The 874-nt window shown below is 55.6% G+C and carries 1 protein-coding gene; it reads right to left on the bottom strand.

Features of this window, described 5'->3' with window-relative positions:
• Positions 1-177: 177 nt before the first annotated feature.
• On the bottom strand, positions 178-786 hold the full coding sequence (locus A3730_RS24355) for a hypothetical protein (RefSeq protein ID WP_063521281.1): 609 nt from the start codon (positions 784-786) through the stop codon (positions 178-180).
• Between the last annotated feature and the right edge of the window lie 88 nt (positions 787-874).

The following is an 874-nucleotide window of genomic DNA, read 5'->3' as shown; positions in this document are numbered from 1 at the left end:
GTCGGGTCCGCCACCGTCAGGGTTACTTCAAACAGGTGCGCCTCGGGGCGCAGCGGGCGAATCCGGTATTCGATCATGGTGACTCCTGAAAGGTGTGTCGCGTTCATTCAATCGGGATTTAGCATCACAAACAAAACCGGGAGCCCAAGGCTCCCGGTAAACGGCGCAGGCCAGAGATTAAATCATGTCATCCTTGGCCATACGGTCCACAACAGCATCGGCCACACCGCTGGTCCCTGCCTGCAGGTCACTGGGGTTTACCGTGGTGGATTTGGCTCTCCATAGTAGCCCTTCCGGCTGAAGCCGGTACAGATTGGACTCCAGGAAGTACTTCTTGTCATTGCTGAAATAACCAGGCTCGTAGGTAGCATTTTGGCGCACGTAATAGGTCTGGCCCATGGCACCGGACACCGCGATATCCGGGGCAAAATTGGTGCCACCCTGGGTGTAGTGCATTTCTTCCTTGATATCGATAACACTGATTACCAGTGCCGCTTCGTAACCTTTCGAGGCGATATCGGCAGCCATTTGTTTGCGGGTTTTCCCTTCACTGTACTGGTCACCCAATACCGGGGCGGATGCTGTTGCTTCCACGCCCTGCGCTTTCAAAGCCGCCACAACATTGGATTCCAGCGAATCGCGGGCCTGGGTGTCATTGACCACCGCCACCACTAGCACTTTGTTGACATGCTCACCGGCCTGGTGATCCTTGGCGCGGGCGGAACTGCTGACCATGGTGTTATGGGCCGTACAGGCAGTCGCCAGCAGGGCTACCACGAAAACCATCAGGAGACCTTTTATTCTTGCTATCATCTCTCTTCCTCGTTGAGTTTCTTGACCTTGCCTCGGCAATGACGCACGTTTTGCGCAGCCG

It is taken from the genome of Alcanivorax sp. HI0044, assembly GCF_001634945.1.
Note: the sequence above shows the minus strand (reverse complement) of the source record. Positions and strands in the feature narration are given on the sequence as shown.

What these genes read in the sequence shown, in the direction of transcription:
- A3730_RS24355 (WP_063521281.1), bottom strand. Translation starts at nt 786, where the DNA reads ATGGTTTTCGTGGTAGCCCTGCTGGCGACTGCCTGTACGGCCCATAAC.